Here is a 15,230-nt window from a genome sequence, read left to right on the forward strand (position 1 = left end):
GCACCTTGCCCCGGCTCGGCGGCGGCTTCAACCGTTCAGACGCGCCCGCTTCAAGCGTTGACGCTGGCGCGTGGCTGCGCCACTCCGTCATTCATGTCCGACACGCCACGTGTTGCCCGTCCCCCTGCCACCGGTCGCGTCGCCAAACCGCGCGTGATCGTCACGCGCGAACTGCCCGACACGGTGATGGCGCGGATGGAGGCGCTGTTCGACACCACCAACAATCGCGGCGACGTGGCAATGTCGCGCGATCAGCTCGCCGCCGCGATGGCCGACTGCGACGTGCTGGTTCCTGCCGTCACCGACACGATCGACGCCGCGCTGATTGAGGGAGCGGGCGAGCGGCTGCGGCTAATCGCCAACTTTGGTGCGGGCGTAAACCACATCGACCTGAAGGCGGCGCGCGCACGGCGGATCATCGTCACCAACACGCCCGGCGTGCTGACCGAGGACACCGCCGATATGACGATGGCGCTCATCCTATCGGTCCCGCGCCGGCTTGCAGAGGGCGAGAAGCTGGTGCGCTCGGGCGCGTGGACGGGGTGGAGCCCCGGCGGAATGCTTGGCTACCGGATCGGCGGCAAGGCGCTCGGCATCGTCGGCATGGGTCGTATCGGCCAGGCGGTGGCGCGGCGCGCGAGCGTGTTCGGGCTATCGATACACTACCACAATCGTCATCGCTTGCCGAAGGTCCTAGAGGGCGAGTTGGGTGCCGAGTGGCACGCGAACCTCGACGAGATGCTGGGCGCGATCGACATCCTGACGCTGCACACGCCGCTGAACGACGACAGCCGCGGACTGATTGACGCGCGACGGATCGCGTTGCTGCGTCCGCACGTCTTCGTCATCAACGCGAGCCGCGGCGGCATTCTCGACGAGGACGCGCTGGTCGATGCACTGGAGAACGGACGATTGGCGGGTGCCGGTCTCGACGTGTGGCAGCACGAACCGCGCATTGATCCGCGGCTGCTGGCACTTCCCAACGTCGTCATGACCCCGCACATGGGCTCGGCCACCTACGAGGGACGGGTTGCGAGCGGCGACAAGGTGATCGCCAACATCCGCATGTGGGCCGACGGCCATCGCCCGCCCGATCAGGTGCTGGAGGGCTGGGCCTGAGCCAAGCGCCCATTGCAACCCGATCGCAGCTTTGTGACAAAGCTTTACGTAGCGGAACCCATCCCAACCCGCTTCATTCATCCGGCTCCTAACTTCAATCGGAGCCTAACACGATGCGCAACGCAGCCCTGATCACCGTTCTCGGCCTCGCCGCTCTGTCCACCTCGGCCTGCTCGACCTTGAAGGGTGCCGCGATCGGCGGTGCTGGTGGAGCCGGTGTCGCCGCCGCAACCGGCGGCAGCGTCGAGAAAGGCGCGGCGGTCGGCGGGGTCGGCGGCGCGGTGGTCGGTACCGTCGTCGACTGATCCGACGTGGCGGGGCGCGCGACCACGGTCGCGCGCCCCGCTGGCGCTCAGTCGCCGGTCAGAATGCGGTCGACCAGTTCCTTGACGCTCGGCACGTAACCATTCGAGTAGAACGGATCGCGCTTGAAATTGTACGCGGCGTGCCCCGCGAACATCAAATTCTGCTCGACGTCGCCGCCGTGCGCGATCTCCTGCAGCGTCTTCTGGATGCAGAAGCTACGCGGGTCGGCAAGACGACCGGTCGAGTTGGTCTCGGTATCCGCCCAGCTCGAAAACAGGCACTGTGACAGGCAGCCCATGCAGTCGGCCTGATCCTTGCGGATTTCACTCTTCTCCAGCGGCGTCACGAACACCAACGTATTGTCGGGCGTCTTGAGCGCGTCGGTGAAGCCCTCGCCGAACCACTGCCGCGCGCGCAGCAGGTCGTTCCGCGTCACCCAGAAATTCTTGCCCTTCACCCCGACGTCGAGCTGAAAGACGTGATCGCCCGCTTCCTGCGTCGAGAAGGCGATCTGCCGCTCAGACCGCGCCTCAAGGCTGCGCAGGAACGGGTTGCGTACCGCAGAAGAATAGAAACCGGTCGGCGAGAAGCGGTGGAGCAGCACGTCGCCCTCCTCCACGGTCATCAGCCGCTGCTTCCAATCGTCGGGGATCGGGCTCTCACGCGTCAGAAGCGGGCGCGTGCCGTACTGGAATGCGATCTGGCCGAGTTCGGGATTGTCGATCCACTCGTTCCAGTCGCGCAGGTACCAGACACCGCCTGCCATCACGATCGGCGTGGTGTCGGGAATACCGCCCTCGCGCATCGTGTCGCGCAGCGCCTTGACGCGCGGATATGGGTCCTCGGGACGAAGCGGATCCTCGGCGTTCGACAGGCCGTTGTGCCCGCCCGCCAGCCAGGGATCTTCGTACACCACAGCGCCGAGCAGTTCGGACACCTTGGAGTACGCCCGCTTCCACAGCGCCCGGAACGCCCGGCCCGAGCTGACGATCGGCAGATAATTGACGTTGTACGACGCTGCGATCTCGGACAGCTTGTACGGCATGCCGGCGCCGCAGGTGACGCCCGCGACCATGCCGCGGGTCCGCTCAAGCACGCCCTGCAACACGCGCTGCGCGCCGCCCATCTCCCACAGCACGTTGATGTTGATCGCGCCCTTCCCGCCCGCGATCTCCCATGCGCGCTGAACCTGCTGCACCGCGCCCTCGATCGCGTAGGCGATCAGTTCCTCGTGCCGCTCGCGACGGGTCAATGCTCGGTAGACCTGCGGGATGATCTTGCCGTCGGGATCGTAGCTGTCGGCGTTGACCGCCGACACCGTGCCGATGCCGCCCGCCGCTGCCCAGGCACCAGCCGAGGCATGGTTGGTTGCAGCGACGCCTTTTCCGCCCTCCACCAACGGCCACACTTCGCGACCGGCATAGACGATGGGGTTCAGGCCCTTGAACACGCTGCTGTCACTTCCCGACGTTGGTAATTAAGCCCGCTATAAACTAATGTCGCGACAAGGCGATAGCGTTGCGTCAGGCAAGCGCCCCCGGCCGCCCCATCGCCTCATTGTAGAGCGCGGCGTAGCGCGCGATCATCGTGCCTTCGTCGTAGAGCGCGCGCGCCTTGATCTGGTTGGCGCGGCCGACGCGGGCGCGCAGGTCGGGATCGGCGGCGAGCGCCTGGATCGCGTCGCGCAGGCGGACCTCGCCGTGATGCTCGGTGATGAACGGCGCATTCTCCTGCGCCACCATCGCGCGCACGTCGCCGACCGGCGGCGCGACGATCGGCAGCCCCGCCGCCATCGCTTCTACCACGCTGATCGGAAACTGCTCGGACTTGGACGACAGCGCGAGCAGGTCAAAATGGCGCATGAAGCGATACGGCCGGTCGAGAAAGCCGGGCATCACCAGCCGGTCGTCGATCCCCATCGCAATCGCGGCCTGCTCAATCGCGGCCTTCTCCGGTCCCTCGCCGACAATCACCAGGCGAAACCGCGCCGACACGCCGCCGACCGCGCGGATGAGTTGGGGCAAGTCCTTGACCGCGCGCAAGCCCGCGACCGATCCGATCACCACTTCGTTGGCGCGGCGGACAAAGCCGGGGATAGCCTTCGCGTCGGGATCCTTCGCGTACAGCCCTGTGGCGATCCCGTTCAGGATGCGGTGGACGCGCGCGCGCGGCTGCTTCCACGTCTCCAGCGCGATGCGCTCCAGGCTGGTCGAGGGCACCACCAGCGCGTGCGCCGCGCCGAGGGCGAGACGGCGGTAGATGTTGCGCTCGCGCTTCAGCCCGCCCGCCTCGTCGGCGTTGAAGCCGTCCTCGTGATGAACGAGCGGCGGCGCGCCTTTGGCGAACACCCGCCTAGCCATCACACCATCGATGGCACCCCAATTGTACGTCAGCACCAGATCGAACCCGCGCATGTAGCGCGCGATCGCCTCGTAACGCGCGACCGATGGCCGCCCGGTGAGCGGGGGCGCATTCTGCGCGATCTCGTACGCGATGCCGCGATCGATCCGCGCGCGGGCGCCCAGCGCGCCCGGCACCCCCGACACGATCGTGTGTCGTGCGCGGTCGCCGAATGCGTTCATCAACCGGACCGCGCGCGCCTCCTTCCCGCCCAGATCGAAGGTCGAGTGAAGGTGCAGGATCGAGATCGGCCGCGTCATGCGGAATGGCATAGCCGCCGACACGCTAACGCGCACCTACCTACGCGGGCGGAGACGCGCGCAGAGCGCCCTTGGGTATGTGCGTGATCCGGCAGGCGAGATCGGCCTCGCCGCTCGCCACGATCCAATGGTCGCCGCCGTCGACGATGCCGGTCGTGAACACGACATTGTCGAGGTACATCTGCGCGGCGAGCGGCGCGGTCAGCGCGGGTGCCGGCTCCAGCAGCGGCGTGTGGCAGGTCGCAATCGTTTTGGACGGGTCGTCGAGGTCGAGCAGCGTCCAATAAGTGCGATAGATGCCGACGACGCCGCTCGGCTCGACGCCGTGCCACAGCGTCAGCCAGCCCTCCTGCCCCTCGACACTCGCGCGCACGGGCTGCGCGCCGCCGCCCATCCGCGCGGTCGCCACGGTCGCCGCGTGCGGGCGAATGCCGGGTTCGTCGTGCGGCTTCCAATGCAGGGCGTCGGGCGAGGTGGCGAGATTGATCGACGGCCCTGCACGCCACGGTGAGTCGGGCGGATAGGCGAAATACAGGTCGCCGAGCGGCCGTGTTTGCGCCCAGAACTTGCCGCCGATCTGCCCCTCGAAGACCAGCATGTCCTTATTCTGGTGATCGAGCACGATCCCCTCGAGTCGCCAGTCGAGCGCATCGTCGCTGGTGTAGAGCGTGGTCGAATGCCGCTCCGGGCTGACCGAGCAGGTCGTCATGTAATAGCGCCCGTCGACCCGGCTGATCCGCGCATCCTCGACGCCGTAGCATTGGTACGGTCGTCGCGGCGCGATCGCGCGATCGTAGTGGATCGCCTCGATCCGCGTGCCTTCTGCATCCAGCTCGACCGGCAGCAACCACGACAGTGAGGTGAGCGCCATCACCTTCCACCCGCCACCGCGCATCATGAACTTGCGCGGGTCGCTGGTGTCGACCAGCGCAAGCGGCCAGGCGTCAAGTTTGTACAAACCGTTTTCCCAACGGATCGCGTGGACGTGGTCATGCTGAATTGGCTGGCGCAGCGCCTCCGCCACGCGCACCATCATCAGCAGATTGCCGTTCGACAGCCGCGTCATGCCGGGGTTGAACGCGCCGAGCACGTAGGTTTCGGCATCGATCCTGCCCGCGAGCGGCGAGCGCGACAGGTCGATGTCGCCGGGCGTGAGGATCAGCGCGTCGTGCGCGAAGGCCGGCGCTGGCTGCGTCATCGCTGCATTACTCCCCGTCCTGCACGCGCGGGCTGATCGTCAGCCGCTGGATCACGGTGCGGCGCGGCTGGGTCAGCAGATAGTGAACACCGGCGGCGATATCCTCGGCGCGGAGCATCTTCTCCTCGCCGATCTGTTCGCGCTGTTCCTCGGGCGAAATGTCGGGTTGCTGCATGTCGGAGCCGGTCATGCCGGGCTCGACCAGTGCGACGCGAATACCCTTCGGTCCAAGTTCGCGCCGCAGCGCGACCGAGAAGCCCTGGATGCCTGCCTTGATCCCGGCGTAGACGGTCGAGTGCGGGCCGAGAACATAGGCGCTCATCGATCCGACCAGCACGATGTCACCCTCCCCCATTGCAGCCGCCGCCTGATGCGCGAGCAGCAGGTAGTGCGTGAAGTTGAGCGAGATCGCGTGACGCAGCACCGGCTCGTCGAGCTCGGTCAATCCGGGCGCCCCAATCGCGGCGTTGGCAACGACCACGTCGTAACCGCCCAACGCATTGTGTGCGGCACCCAGGAACCGGCCGACATTGTCCGGCTCGGCGAGATCGAGCACCACGCCGTCGCCCGCGCCGACCTCGCGGATGCGCGAAAGCGCGTCGTCCAGATGCTCGGGCGTGTTCGCGCCGATAAAGACCTGCGCGCCCTCCGCGGCGAGCAGCACCGCGATCGCGCGACCAATTCCGGTCGAGCCGCCGCTGATAACCGCGCGTCTGCCTTTCAGCGGCAGCACGGCGGTATGCGCGTCGGCGATGTTCGTTTGCGTCATGGATCGTCCCGTCGGTTCAGCCGCGAGACGCCCGAGCGATCAGCCGGGTTCCGCGACCTCGCCGAGCAGTTGCCGAACCGCGGCGAGCGCCTGCGGCTCGGCAAGGGTGGGTACGTGGCCGACCCGCGGTACCGTCACCAACGTAGCCTTGGGCGGTGCCGCAATCATCCGCTCGGCAGTGGCGGCGGACAGCATGTCCGATCGTTCGCCGCGGACGACCAGCACCGGCACCTCCGACAGGGCAGCGTAGGCACGCCACATATCCGGTCCCGCCTCGTTGCCCGGCAGCCGGAACGGCTCGGCGATGCGCGCATCATAATCGAGCACGATCCGACCGGCACTGCTCAAGCGATAGACGCGCTTCGCCATCGCGAGCCAGTCCTCGATCCCCCAGTCGGGATAGACCGCCCCGCTCGATTCCTGCAGCGCGCGCGCGGCATGCATCCAGGTCGGATGGTTGCTCGACTTCCCCACGTAGCCGCGCACCCGTGCCAGGCCCGCCGCCTCAATCTCCGGCCCGATGTCGTTCAGCACCGCACCCGCGATCCGCTCGGGCATCATGCCCGCGAGCAGCATCGCGACGATTCCGCCGAGCGAGGTGCCGACCGCGACGAAGCGCGTGATCCCGGCCGCCTCGACCAGCGCCGCCATGTCCTGCGCGTAGGTGAGCGGCACGTAGCTCATCGGGTCCTTGGCGTAGGCGCTCTCGCCGCGGCCGCGGAATTCGACCGCCAGCATGCGCCATTCGGGCGACAGTTGCTCTGCCAGATCGGCGAAGTCGCGCGCGTTGCGTGTCAGTCCGGGCATGCACAGGATCGCGGGTCTGTTCGCGTCGCCGCCGTAGTCGCGCGCGTGGAGCCGCAGCCCGTCGGCCGACCACCAGTAGAAGTCGTCGAACGCTGCCCGATTTCCCGTCACGCTTGTACCCCGATCGCCTGCGCCCCCATATCGACGCATGCCGATCGACCCGCAAGCGTACCGCCCCGAAACCACGATCCTGGCGCTCGGCGGCGGGTTTTACGACCCCGTGGAGGCCGCCGACTTCCCGCAGACGGTGCTGCGCTTCCGCAACGATCGCGCCGCGGACGAGGTCGGGCTGGCCGCGCTGAGCGACGAGGATTGGCTGGTGCACCTCGGCCGTTTCGAGGCGCTGCCCGGCACGCTACCCCAACCGCTCGCGCTCCGCTATCACGGTCACCAGTTCCGCACCTACAATCCCGAACTCGGCGACGGGCGCGGCTTCACCTTCGCGCAGCTTCGCGACCGGAGCGGCCGCTTGCTGGATCTCGGCACCAAGGGCTCGGGACAGACGCCGTGGAGCCGCTTCGGTGACGGTCGCCTGACGCTGAAAGGCGGCGTGCGCGAGGTGCTGGCGAGCGAGATGCTCGAAGCGCTCGGCGTGCCGACCTCGCGCAGTTTCTCGCTGATCGAGACCGGCGAGGCGCTGGAGCGCGGCGACGAGCCGTCGCCGACGCGCTCGGCAGTGCTGGTGCGCCTCAGCCACGGTCACATCCGCATCGGCACCTTCCAGCGGCTCGCCTACCACCGCGACGAGCAGGGTTTGCGCGCGCTGACTGCTTACGTGCTGCGCAACCTGTACGGTGAGGACAGCGACGATCCTATCCGCCTGCTCGACCTTGTCGTCCAACGCACCGCGACGCTCGCCGCTGGTTACATGGCAGCGGGGTTCGTCCACGGCGTGCTCAATTCGGACAACATCAACGTGACCGGCGAGAGTTTCGACTATGGCCCGTGGCGGTTCGCGCCCACGTGGGACCCGGCGATCGTCGCCGCCTATTTCGACCATGCCGGGCTCTACGCCTTCGGTCGCCAGCCCGAGGCGATTCACTGGGACGCGATGCAGCTCGCGGTCTCGCTGCGCCAGATCAGCGATGCCGACCCGCTGATCGCCGCGCTCGATCGTTTTCCCGATTATTATCAGCGTGCGGTCACCGCCGCGATCCTGTGGCGGCTCGGCCGCGCCCAGCGCGAGCACGAGCGCGACCGTGCATTGGTGCAGTCCGTCGAGCGCGCGCTGCGCAGCACCGGCGTCCCGATCGAGCGCTTCTTCTTCGACGTGTTCGCGCAAGCACTGCCCGCGAGCTACGGCGCGGAGTGGGACGACGTGCGCGCTGCGCTCGACGGCTACGAACCCCGTCGCGCGCGCGATCACGCCTTCTGGACGGGCGAACCCTGCGCCATGCTGATCGACGAGGTCGAGGCGATCTGGGCCGCGATCGACCGCGACGACGACTGGTCACCGTTCCACGCCAAGGTGGCACACATCCGCCAAATGGGACAAGCGCTCAGCGACTGACCCCTTTCGCTCGCCCGCCGTTGCGGTAAGGAACCGAAATGGGTGAGTTGATCTCGTTTGAGCCCGCGACGGGTGCAGAACTGTGGCGCGGTGCGACGAGCGACGTCGATCTCGAGGTTGCTACCGCGCGCGACGGTTGGGTCGCCTGGGCGGCGCGTCCCGTCACCTTTCGTATCGAGACGATGCGCCGTTTCGCCAATGTCGTGCGCCAGCGCGCCGACGCCTTCGCCGACGTGATCGCGCGCGAAACGGGCAAGCCGCTGTGGGAGGCGAAGACTGAGGTCGATTCGGTCATCGCCAAGGTCGACATCTCAGTCAGCGCCTATGCCGAGCGCACGGCGCAACGCCGCATGGACGCGCCGATGGGCAGCCGCATGGCGCTCCGGCACAAGCCGCACGGTGTGCTGGCGGTGCTGGGGCCGTACAATTTCCCGGCGCATCTGCCCAACGGCCACATCGTGCCGGCGCTGATCGCGGGCAACGCGGTGGTGTTCAAACCCTCGGAGAAGACGCCCGCGACCGGCGTGTTCCTGTGCGAGTGCATCCACGCGGCGGGCGTACCCGACGAATGCATGCGCGTCGTGATCGGTGGGCCCGATGAGGGGCGCAAGCTCGCCGCGCACGACGGGATCGACGGGCTGCTGTTCACCGGCTCGGCGCGCACCGGCCTCGCGCTCAACCGCGCGTTTGCCGAGAAACCGGAGAAGATCCTCGCGCTTGAGATGGGCGGCAACAACCCGATCATCGTGTGGGATACGCCCGACCTAGCCGCCGCGGCGGTGCTGGTGGCGCAATCGGCGTTCACGACCGCGGGGCAGCGCTGCACCGCCGCGCGCCGGCTGATCGTGCAGGAAAGTCTGGCCGAGGAGTTCCTGGCCGAGCTCAACCGGCTGACCGGTCGCCTGATCGTCGGCCGCCCACACGACGATCCGCAGCCGTTCATGGGGCCGGTGATCGACAATGAGGCCGCCGACGGGCTGACCGAGAGCTTCCTCGCGCTGATGATGCGCGGCGGGCGCCCGATCCGCCACATGGCGCGCCCCGATCCCGAGCGGCCGCTGCTCACCCCCGGCATCATCGACGTGACCGACCTGCCCGACCGCCCCGACATCGAGCTGTTCGGACCTCTGCTGCAGGTAATTCGCGTCGACGATTTCGACGCCGCGATCGCGGAGGCCAACAACACCCGCTACGGCTTGTCCGCCTCGCTCGTCAGCCAGACGCCGATCCTCTACGACCGCTTCTGGGCGGGCGCGCGCGCCGGGATCGTCAACTGGAACAAGCCGACCAACGGCGCGTCCTCGTCGGCGCCGTTCGGTGGCATCGGCTGGTCGGGCAACCATCGGCCGAGCGCCTATTACGCGGCGGATTACTGCGCCTATCCCGTCGTCTCGAACGAGGCGGAGGCGGCGCGCGCGTCGATCGGCATCGGCTTGGCCGACGCGTAGAAGTACACAACCGGGGGGGACTGACAACATGGCTAGCGGGCTGGTCGCACTGCTCGACGATATCGCCGGGCTGACGCGGCTCGCCGCCGCCTCGCTCGACGACGTGGCGGGCGCCGCGGCGAAGGCGGGCACCAAGGCGGCGGGCGTGGTGGTCGACGACACCGCGGTCACCCCGCGCTACGTCGTCGGGCTCTCGCCCAAGCGCGAGCTGCCGATCATCGGCAAGATCGCGCTCGGCTCGATCCGCAACAAGCTGCTGTTCCTGCTGCCGGCTGCACTGATCCTCAGCGCGTTCGCGCCCTGGGCGATCACCCCGCTGCTGATGGTCGGTGGCCTCTACCTCTGCTTCGAGGGCGCGGAGAAGGTGATCGAGGCGGTGTCCGGCGGGCACGGCGAAGCGGAAGAAGCGACCACGACCGATCCCGTTGAGTTGGAGAACCAGAAAGTGTCGGGCGCGGTCCGCACCGACTTCATCCTATCGGCGGAGATCATGGCGATTGCGCTCGGCGAGGTCAGCGATACGCCGATCGTGACGCAGGCGATTACGCTAATCCTCGTCGCGGTGGCGATCACCGCGGGCGTGTACGGCGTCGTCGCGCTGATCGTGAAGGCGGACGATGTCGGGCTTCACCTCGCCAGGCAGCGCTCGGGCGCGCTCCAGGCGATCGGGCGCGGGCTGGTGAAGGGTGTGCCCGTCATGATGCGCTGGCTCGCGGTGATCGGCACCGCGGCGATGATCTGGGTCGGCGGCGGCATCCTGCTGCACGGTGCGGAGGAGCTGGGTCTCGCCGTGCCGGCGCACGTCGTACACCACGCGTCGGAGGTTGCGGGCCGCGCGACTGGTGCACTCGGCGCGGCGGTCGCCTGGGTCGTCACCGCGGCGCTGTCGGGCGTGGTCGGCTTGATCGTCGGCGCAGTCGTCGCGCTGATCGTGCATCAAGTGCAGAAAGCGCGTGGCAAGCACGGCGCGGCGCACTGAAACCTCGACTACGCGCGGCGCAAGCCTTGCTGGTTTGCGCCGCGCCGCCGGGCAGCCCATCTGGCAAGTTATGGCAACACTGCTCGATCCCGACGCGCGCGGTCGCGTCATCCTCGTCGGTGCAGGGCCCGGCGATCCCGGCCTGCTGACCGTCCGCGCGGTGGAAGCGCTTAAAGCCGCCGATGTCGTCGTTCATGACGGCTTGATCGACCTTCGCGTGCTCGACATTGCGCCCGCGTTGGCACAGCGCATCTCGGTCGCGAAGCGCCGGGCACGGCACACGCTGCCGCAGGAGGCGATCAACGCATTGATCGTCGCGCACGTCCGCGCAGGCTCGGTCGTGGTGCGGCTGAAAGGCGGCGACCCGTTCATCTTCGGACGCGGCGGCGAGGAGGTCGAGGCGGTGCGCGCGGCCGGGCTGCCGGTCGAGGTGATCCCGGGTGTGTCGGCGGCGCTCGGTTGCGCGGCGGAGGCGATGCTGCCGCTCACCCACCGCGATCATGCCAGCGCGGTCAGCTTTGTCGCCGGGCAGTGCAAGGGGCTCTCCGAGCAGGACTGGTCGGGGCTCGCAGGGCAAGGCCGTACGCTGGTCATCTACATGGGCGTCGCCACCGCGGATCAGATCGCCGACAAGCTGATGGCGGACGGCGTCGCGCCCGACATGCCGGTCGCGGTGCTGGAAAAGGGCACGCAGCCCGGTCATCGCGCGCTGCGCACCCTGCTCGCCGATCTGGGCGCGATGATGATGCGCGAGAATGTGGCGAGCCCGGCGATCATCGTCGTCGGCGAGGTGGTCGAATTGTCGGATGCCGAGAACAGGCTGGCGGGCTATGCCCGCGCCGCGGAGACATTTGCGTGAAGGTGGTGGCGTGAAACTGGTGACGGGCAACGATTTGCCGAGCGGCGACGTGATCTGGTGGACGGGCCAAGGCTGGTCGCGCCACATCGAGGAAGCGGTCGATGCGGGCGATCACGCCGAGGCGATCGCGCGCGCGGAAGAAGCATCGCGCCGCGTCAACGTGCCCTACGTGATCGAGGGGGTGGCGACCCCCGAGGGGCCCCGTCCCGCACACATCAAGGATCGCATCCGCGCGCTCGGCCCGACCGTTCGCCCCGACCTGACGTTGAAGCCGGCCGATCCTGCGGCTGGAAGCTGGGTAATCTGATGTACAAGTACGACAAATACGACCAGGCGATCGTCGACGCGCGCGTTGACGAGTTCCGCGACCAGGTGCAGCGCCGCCTGTCGGGCGAGATAACCGAGGATCAGTTCAAGCCGCTGCGGCTGATGAACGGCCTGTATCTCCAACTCCACGCCTATATGCTGCGGATCGCGGTGCCGTACGGCACGCTGGACAGCCGGCAGATGCGGATGCTCGCCCACGTCGCGCGCAAATACGACCGTGGCTACGGCCATTTCACGACGCGGCAGAACATCCAGTTCAACTGGATCAAGCTGTCCGACGCGCCCGACATCCTGGCCGAGATCGCCAAAGTCGAGATGCACGCGATCCAGACGAGCGGTAACTGCATCCGCAACATTTCGTGCGACCAGTATGCCGGCGCCGCCGCGGACGAGGTCGCCGATCCGCGCCCCTGGGCCGAGCTGCTGCGTCAGTGGAGCACCTTCCACCCCGAGTTCAGCTACCTGCCGCGCAAGTTCAAGATCGCGGTGATCGCAGCGGACGAGGACCGCGCAGCGATGCGGCTGCACGACATCGGTATCCAGCTGGTCGTGCGCGACGGCGAGCTGGGCGCGAAGATCTTCGCCGGCGGCGGGATGGGCCGCACCCCGATGATCTCGCATGAAATCCGCGACTTCGTCACCGCCGACGACCTGATGAGCTACCTCGAGGCGTGTCTGCGGGTCTACAATCGCTACGGTCGTCGCGACAACATCTACAAGGCGCGGATCAAGATCCTGATCCACGAGTTGGGCGCGGACGAGTATCGTGCCCAAGTCGAGGAGGAATTCGCCGCGGTCAAGCAGCTCGGGCTCGACCCGCCACGCGCCGAGCTGGAGCGGATCACCGCGATGTTCGCGAGCCCTGCGTTCGAGGCGGATGCGCCGACCGAGATCGATCGCAGCGATCCCGATTTCGCCGTCTGGCTCGACCAGAACGTGAAGCCGCACAAACAGGCGGGCTACGCGATCGTCAACGTGTCGTTGAAGCCGCTCGGTGGCATCCCGGGCGACGCATCGGCCGATCAGATCGACGTGATGGCGGATCTCGCAGAGGGGTACGGCCACGACGAATTGCGCGTCACGCACGCACAGAACATCGTCATTCCCCACGTACGCGTCGCCGACCTGAAGACTGTGTGGGAGAAGCTGGTCGAGGCGGGGCTGGCCGAGGCGAACCTCGACCTGATCAGCGACATCATCGCCTGCCCTGGGCTCGATTACTGCAGCCTCGCCAACGCGCGCTCGATCCCGCTGGCGCAGAAGATCGCCGAGCGGTTCGCCGATCTGGCGCGGCAGCGCGATCTGGGTGAGTTGAAGCTTAAAATTTCCGGCTGCATCAACGCCTGCGGCCACCATCACGCCGGGCACATCGGCATCCTTGGCGTCGACAAGAAGGGTGTGGAGAACTTCCAGCTGCTGCTCGGCGGATCGGGCGCTGAGGACGTGAGCCTCGGCAAGATCACCGGTCCTGGGTTCAGCGAGGACGGCGTGGTCGACGCGATCGAGCGCGTGACGAACACCTACATCCGAGTGCGCGAGGGCGGAGAGCGCTTCGTCGACACCTACCGCCGCGTCGGCATGGAGCCGTTCAAGGAGGCGATCTATGACCAAGCGTGACGTGGTGTTCCCGCCGGGGCGGCAGGCGTTGTACGAGCAGAACCGCTACTCGCCCGCGGTCCGCGCCAACGGCATGCTGTTCGTCTCCGGACAGGTCGGAAGCCGCGAGGACGGCTCGCGCGAGCCGGAACTCGAGTCCGAGGTGCGGCGCGCGTTCGAGAATTTGAATGCGATACTCTCCGCCGCCGGATGCACGTTCGACGACGTCGTCGACGTGACACTTTTCCTAGTCGACCCCGAAGGCATCATCGACACGGTATGGAAGGTGCTGGCCGAGTTCTGGGGCGACGCGCCTCATCCAACGCTGACCGGTGTGGGCGTGACCTGGCTCTACGGCTTCAATTTCGAGATCAAGGTCGTTGCGCAACTGTCGAAGGAAGATGCACGTGGCTGACGGCTTCGATCCCGACCAGACGACGATGACTGACAGCGGCGGCGGCGTGCAGCTTCGCTTCCGCGACGACGAGGTGCGCGAGGAACCGGCGGTCACGCTCGACTCGTTCCTCGTCGATCAGTCGAACGCGACCGCCGTGCGGATCGAGCCGGGCGACGACGCACGCGCGCTGCTGCCCTCGCTTGACCGCATTGCGCTGATCGAGGTGTCGTACCCGAGCTTTCGCGACGGGCGCGGCTTTTCGGTGGCGCGTATCCTGCGCGAGGCGGGCTACAAGGGCGAGTTGCGCGCGTCGGGCGACGTGCTGGTCGACCAGATACCGCTGATGCGCCGCTGCGGCTTCGACAGCTTCGCGCCCGAAGCGCCGATCGACGGCGCGACGCTCCGCCGCGCGCTCGACCGCTATGAATACCACTACCAGAAAGCCGCCGATCCGGCGGTGCCGGTGTGGAAGCTTCGTCATGGGTGAGCCCGCGCGCCAGCTCGACACGATCGACACCGGCCGCGTCTATACCGCGGTCGACGCGGCCGATTACGCCGCGCGCTTTGCGGGGGTGTCGGCGCAGGAGATGCTGCGCGAGCTGCTTACCGGTGAGCTCAAGGGTCGCATTGCGGCGGTTTCGTCGTTCGGGGCCGAATCGGCGGTGCTGCTCCACATGATTGCTGAGGTCGACCGCGACGTGCCCGTCGTGTTCACCAACACGCAGAAGATGTTCGGCGAAACGCTCGCCTACCGCGACGAGCTCGCCGAGCGGCTGGGCTTCACCGACCTGCGCGTGTTCCGCCCCGACCCGCGCCTGCTGCGGCTGAAGGACGACAAGGGCCTGCGCTGGTCCTATGATCCCGATGGCTGCTGCGAGTTGCGCAAGGTCGAGCCGCTGCGGCGCGCGTTGCTGCCGTTTAACGCGTGGATTTCGGGACGCAAGGGCTTTCAGGCGTCGACGCGCCGCGCGATGCCGCGGTTCGAGGAGGACGACGGGCGGTTGAAGATCAACCCGCTGTCCGCCTGGACCAAGGCCGATCTCGACGCCTATTTCACCGAGCACGAGCTGCCGCGCCACCCGCTGGAGGCGCAGGGTTACCCGTCGATCGGCTGCGCGCCATGCACCTCGCGCGTGCAGCCTGGCGAGGACCCGCGCGCGGGCCGCTGGCGCGGCTGGGAGAAGATCGAGTGCGGTATTCACCTGCCCGAGAAGCCGGGCGAGGAACCCGCATTCTGAACTGAGCTCGTTTCGGT

16 protein-coding genes are annotated in these 15,230 nt (G+C 67.6%); 11 read left to right on the forward strand and 5 right to left on the reverse strand.

Annotated features, from left to right (window positions below):
- Nucleotides 1-93: 93 nt before the first annotated feature.
- Both BMW51_RS03060 and BMW51_RS03065 read left to right on the forward strand, forming a co-directional pair.
- The gene (locus tag BMW51_RS03060) at nt 94-1,119 is read left to right on the forward strand and encodes a 2-hydroxyacid dehydrogenase (protein WP_093003177.1); all 1,026 of its coding nucleotides are present in this window, start codon (nt 94-96) and stop codon (nt 1,117-1,119) included.
- 113 nt (nt 1,120-1,232) lie between these two features.
- The gene (locus BMW51_RS03065; protein WP_093003179.1) at nt 1,233-1,424 is read left to right on the forward strand and encodes a hypothetical protein; all 192 of its coding nucleotides are present in this window, start codon (nt 1,233-1,235) and stop codon (nt 1,422-1,424) included.
- Nucleotides 1,425-1,471: 47 nt separating this feature from the next.
- On the opposite strand, the gene BMW51_RS03070 is transcribed toward BMW51_RS03065, so the two are convergent.
- The 5 genes from BMW51_RS03070 to BMW51_RS03090 all read right to left on the reverse strand — a co-directional run bounded on the left by BMW51_RS03070 (nt 1,472) and on the right by BMW51_RS03090 (nt 7,009).
- The gene (locus BMW51_RS03070; protein WP_093003181.1) at nt 1,472-2,875 is read right to left on the reverse strand and encodes an NAD(P)H-dependent flavin oxidoreductase; all 1,404 of its coding nucleotides are present in this window, start codon (nt 2,873-2,875) and stop codon (nt 1,472-1,474) included.
- 73 nt (nt 2,876-2,948) lie between these two features.
- Nucleotides 2,949-4,085, reverse strand: a complete 1,137-nt coding sequence (locus BMW51_RS03075) for a glycosyltransferase family 4 protein (protein ID WP_093003183.1) — start codon at nt 4,083-4,085, stop codon at nt 2,949-2,951.
- A 40-nt stretch (nt 4,086-4,125) separates the two neighbouring features.
- Nucleotides 4,126-5,283, reverse strand: a complete 1,158-nt coding sequence (locus BMW51_RS03080) for a glycoside hydrolase family 130 protein (protein ID WP_093003185.1) — start codon at nt 5,281-5,283, stop codon at nt 4,126-4,128.
- Nucleotides 5,284-5,290: 7 nt separating this feature from the next.
- On the reverse strand, nt 5,291-6,052 hold the full coding sequence (locus BMW51_RS03085) for an SDR family oxidoreductase (protein WP_093003187.1): 762 nt from the start codon (nt 6,050-6,052) through the stop codon (nt 5,291-5,293).
- Between the two features lie 39 nt (nt 6,053-6,091).
- Entirely contained in the window at nt 6,092-7,009 is a 918-nt protein-coding gene (locus BMW51_RS03090) for an alpha/beta fold hydrolase (protein WP_093003189.1), read from the reverse strand.
- On the opposite strand from BMW51_RS03090, the gene BMW51_RS03095 reads away from it, so the two are divergent.
- The 9 genes from BMW51_RS03095 to BMW51_RS03135 all read left to right on the forward strand — a co-directional run bounded on the left by BMW51_RS03095 (nt 7,008) and on the right by BMW51_RS03135 (nt 15,213).
- Nucleotides 7,008-8,369, forward strand: a complete 1,362-nt coding sequence (locus tag BMW51_RS03095; protein WP_093003191.1) for a protein adenylyltransferase SelO family protein — start codon at nt 7,008-7,010, stop codon at nt 8,367-8,369. The genes BMW51_RS03090 and BMW51_RS03095 overlap by 2 nt on opposite strands.
- A gap of 38 nt (nt 8,370-8,407) precedes the next feature.
- Nucleotides 8,408-9,817: a succinylglutamate-semialdehyde dehydrogenase gene (astD, locus tag BMW51_RS03100; protein WP_093003193.1), complete on the forward strand. Its 1,410-nt coding sequence runs from the start codon at nt 8,408-8,410 to the stop codon at nt 9,815-9,817.
- A 28-nt stretch (nt 9,818-9,845) separates the two neighbouring features.
- Nucleotides 9,846-10,796, forward strand: coding sequence for a DUF808 domain-containing protein (locus BMW51_RS03105; RefSeq protein WP_093003195.1), 951 nt, complete (start codon nt 9,846-9,848; stop codon nt 10,794-10,796).
- 70 nt (nt 10,797-10,866) lie between these two features.
- Nucleotides 10,867-11,655, forward strand: a complete 789-nt coding sequence (gene cobA, locus BMW51_RS03110) for a uroporphyrinogen-III C-methyltransferase (protein WP_093003197.1) — start codon at nt 10,867-10,869, stop codon at nt 11,653-11,655.
- Between the two features lie 10 nt (nt 11,656-11,665).
- A complete protein-coding gene (locus BMW51_RS03115; RefSeq protein ID WP_093003199.1) occupies nt 11,666-11,962 on the forward strand; it encodes a DUF2849 domain-containing protein in 297 nt (98 codons plus the stop codon).
- A complete protein-coding gene (locus BMW51_RS03120) occupies nt 11,962-13,599 on the forward strand; it encodes a nitrite/sulfite reductase (RefSeq protein WP_093003201.1) in 1,638 nt (545 codons plus the stop codon). The genes BMW51_RS03115 and BMW51_RS03120 overlap by 1 nt, the downstream gene beginning before the upstream one ends.
- Nucleotides 13,586-13,993 carry a RidA family protein gene (locus BMW51_RS03125; RefSeq protein WP_093003203.1) on the forward strand — a complete coding sequence of 136 codons (408 nt, stop codon included), beginning with the start codon at nt 13,586-13,588 and terminating at the stop codon, nt 13,991-13,993. Before BMW51_RS03120 ends, BMW51_RS03125 begins: the two co-directional genes overlap by 14 nt.
- Nucleotides 13,994-14,018: 25 nt before the next feature.
- Nucleotides 14,019-14,462, forward strand: a complete 444-nt coding sequence (locus BMW51_RS03130) for a DUF934 domain-containing protein (RefSeq protein ID WP_093003850.1) — start codon at nt 14,019-14,021, stop codon at nt 14,460-14,462.
- On the forward strand, nt 14,455-15,213 hold the full coding sequence (locus BMW51_RS03135) for a phosphoadenylyl-sulfate reductase (protein ID WP_093003205.1): 759 nt from the start codon (nt 14,455-14,457) through the stop codon (nt 15,211-15,213). The genes BMW51_RS03130 and BMW51_RS03135 overlap by 8 nt, the downstream gene beginning before the upstream one ends.
- Nucleotides 15,214-15,230: the final 17 nt, after the last annotated feature.

The sequence above is a fragment of the Sphingomonas palmae genome (assembly GCF_900109565.1).
Classification (GTDB): domain Bacteria; phylum Pseudomonadota; class Alphaproteobacteria; order Sphingomonadales; family Sphingomonadaceae; genus Sphingomonas; species Sphingomonas palmae.

Bases quoted from the DNA above. Each gene is read 5' to 3' on its own strand.
- BMW51_RS03095 (WP_093003191.1), top strand. From the start codon at position 7,008: ATGCCGATCGACCCGCAAGCGTACCGCCCCGAAACCACGATCCTGGCG.
- BMW51_RS03080 (WP_093003185.1), bottom strand. From the start codon at position 5,283: ATGACGCAGCCAGCGCCGGCCTTCGCGCACGACGCGCTGATCCTCACG.
- BMW51_RS03120 (WP_093003201.1), top strand. From the start codon at position 11,962: ATGTACAAGTACGACAAATACGACCAGGCGATCGTCGACGCGCGCGTT.
- BMW51_RS03060 (WP_093003177.1), top strand. From the start codon at position 94: ATGTCCGACACGCCACGTGTTGCCCGTCCCCCTGCCACCGGTCGCGTC.
- BMW51_RS03125 (WP_093003203.1), top strand. From the start codon at position 13,586: ATGACCAAGCGTGACGTGGTGTTCCCGCCGGGGCGGCAGGCGTTGTAC.
- BMW51_RS03090 (WP_093003189.1), bottom strand. From the start codon at position 7,009: ATGCGTCGATATGGGGGCGCAGGCGATCGGGGTACAAGCGTGACGGGA.
- BMW51_RS03065 (WP_093003179.1), top strand. From the start codon at position 1,233: ATGCGCAACGCAGCCCTGATCACCGTTCTCGGCCTCGCCGCTCTGTCC.
- cobA (WP_093003197.1), top strand. From the start codon at position 10,867: ATGGCAACACTGCTCGATCCCGACGCGCGCGGTCGCGTCATCCTCGTC.
- BMW51_RS03075 (WP_093003183.1), bottom strand. From the start codon at position 4,085: ATGACGCGGCCGATCTCGATCCTGCACCTTCACTCGACCTTCGATCTG.
- BMW51_RS03085 (WP_093003187.1), bottom strand. From the start codon at position 6,052: ATGACGCAAACGAACATCGCCGACGCGCATACCGCCGTGCTGCCGCTG.
- BMW51_RS03135 (WP_093003205.1), top strand. From the start codon at position 14,455: ATGGGTGAGCCCGCGCGCCAGCTCGACACGATCGACACCGGCCGCGTC.
- astD (WP_093003193.1), top strand. From the start codon at position 8,408: ATGGGTGAGTTGATCTCGTTTGAGCCCGCGACGGGTGCAGAACTGTGG.
- BMW51_RS03130 (WP_093003850.1), top strand. From the start codon at position 14,019: ATGACTGACAGCGGCGGCGGCGTGCAGCTTCGCTTCCGCGACGACGAG.
- BMW51_RS03105 (WP_093003195.1), top strand. From the start codon at position 9,846: ATGGCTAGCGGGCTGGTCGCACTGCTCGACGATATCGCCGGGCTGACG.